Source organism: Candidatus Parvarchaeota archaeon (assembly GCA_016866895.1).
Classification (GTDB): Archaea; Micrarchaeota; Micrarchaeia; order Anstonellales; family VGKX01; genus VGKX01.
The window spans coordinates 1-1,208 of record VGKX01000227.1; the positions used below are offsets into that span (position 1 = coordinate 1).

Genomic DNA, 1,208 nt, shown 5'->3' on the forward strand with positions numbered 1-1,208 from the left:
CAAAAACGCAAAAACCGCCGTAAACGAGTTTGCCAATCGCAAGCTCTCGGTTGACCGCTCCAAGCTCTTGTCTGCAGTCCAGCTTGACGAAACACCCTACGGGTCATTGGCCTCGGGGCTTATTTCCGATGAGAATGTAAAAGTGGTTTATGCATTGCTTTCAAGCCAGAAAGAGGCGCAGGAGCTTGTCCAAAAAGGCTATCCAAAATTTTCAATTTCAGGTGTAATCCTGCAGCTAAAGGCCCAAGGCATTGACACAGGCACTGCAGCAATGGCGCTACTGCTTTCAGAAGGCATCGCGCCTCCAGTCCTTAAAGAAGCCGTGGCAAATAGGTTTATCACAAACTCGGATATGGCACGGGACTACCTGCTTGAGGCAATTGCAAAAGGCGAGAACTTTGACATGCCTGTCAATGAGATAGTTGTCAGGGCAGTTGACAACCAGCACTGCGCTTCAGAAATACTCCATGCCTACTATGATGCAAAACATAACGGCACACTCAAAGGCGCGTTTTTCTCCAAGAAGTCGGTCGAATACCTGAAAGCCCATGCCCACATTTCAGGTGCCTGACTGTTTTTCAGCTGCCATGCGCAAATCAATCGCATGTCAGGTTAAATACGCAAGCCAGTTCTTCTCCAAGACCAACAAATAAATATCAGGTCTGCGCAACACACATGCGGATGGCAGCAAAAAAAGCAAAACACGGGGCTGGGGCAAAACACAGGGCCGAGGCAAAACACGGGCGTGCAAAGCACAAGCCTGAAAAAAGCCGCAGCAAGATGAAAAAACCATTATTGTGCCGCACACGAAATTCTTCCAAAGCAAAACCTAGCCTCAAGTCAAAAAAACCATCAAGGCATCAGGCCAAGCAGGCAAAGAAAAAAAACACAAGCAAGCGCACTGGCCGCCTTTTCAATAATCTGCAACTGGGCCGGCGCATCCGCTCAAAACCGGCGCTTTCGAATAAGCCGCAAAGCATTGAGAATCATTTTTGGAAAATCAATTCCCTGATTAGTGCAGAGGTTTCAAAAATTGAGCGGCATGGTCAGGCCCCGGACAATACAGTCCAGGCGGCAACAAACCAGCAGGATGAAGGCAGGCTGCCACAAAGGCCGACTGTGAGCGTGAGGTATCTTGTCAACTCAAAAATAGGCAGCGAGCTAAAGGGGCTTGAGGACAAAATACGCGACGGCTTTATCAGCCCAAG

Annotated in this window: 1 protein-coding gene; it reads left to right on the forward strand. The window is 48.8% G+C overall.

Going from position 1 to position 1,208, the window contains the following annotated elements; all coding sequences use genetic code 11:
• Window positions 1–681: 681 nt before the first annotated feature.
• On the forward strand, window positions 682–1,208 hold a 527-nt coding region (locus FJZ26_06160), incomplete at its 3' end, for a hypothetical protein (protein ID MBM3229989.1).